At 47.2% G+C, this 644-nt stretch carries 1 protein-coding gene; it reads right to left on the bottom strand.

The window, feature by feature from the left end; all coding sequences use genetic code 11:
* Nucleotides 1–149: 149 nt before the first annotated feature.
* Nucleotides 150–548 (bottom strand): FosC2 family fosfomycin resistance glutathione transferase, encoded by a 399-nt coding sequence (locus tag OKC27_RS22810; protein WP_032492605.1) that lies wholly within the window; start codon nt 546–548, stop codon nt 150–152.
* Nucleotides 549–644: the final 96 nt, after the last annotated feature.

Below are 644 nucleotides of genomic sequence, written 5' to 3'. Positions count from 1 at the left end.
GGTCATGCTCAGTCATGAGGCGCAGTGTGACGGAATCGTTGCTGTTGGTCACGATGCTGTACTTTGTGATGCCTAACGCCCGAAATAACCGGCGTGCGCTAGCACGTCCGGCGCCGCAGGCGCGTAGTTAATTGACTTGTTATGTTTGCTTATAGCCATACTAACCCTTGATAGGGTTTAGACTTCAACGATTCCAAACGACTTTGTAGGCTACCGCTATGGATTTCCAATTTATGGCCGTCAGGATCGAGCAAGTATAAAGAAAGTCCTTCGCTTCTATTTTGTTTCCATTCAACGACATGTGCTTCGCGAAGCTTTTTAGTAACTGGTTCGAAATTCTCTTCGGAAACATCAAACGCGATGTGACAGTAATCTTGGCTCGGATGCACTTCGTCACAAGACAAGCAAATCCAAGTAGCCTCCAAGCTCAGATATGCCCCACTATCCCAGCGGACATGTGCCTTCATTCCTAATAGACGCGTATAGAACTCCACGGAACGTTCAAGGTCACTTACTGCAATAGTAATATGATTCAATCCTCGTAACACTGACTCTCCTCAGCGAACATAACTTTGTTTTAGGGCGACTGCCCTGCTGCGTAACATCGTTGCTGCTCCATAACATCAAACATCGACCCACGGCGT

The organism is Aeromonas sp. QDB62 (genome assembly GCF_027705695.1).
GTDB lineage: Bacteria > Pseudomonadota > Gammaproteobacteria > Enterobacterales > Aeromonadaceae > Aeromonas > Aeromonas allosaccharophila.
This window is presented reverse-complemented; position numbering and strand designations above follow the sequence as displayed.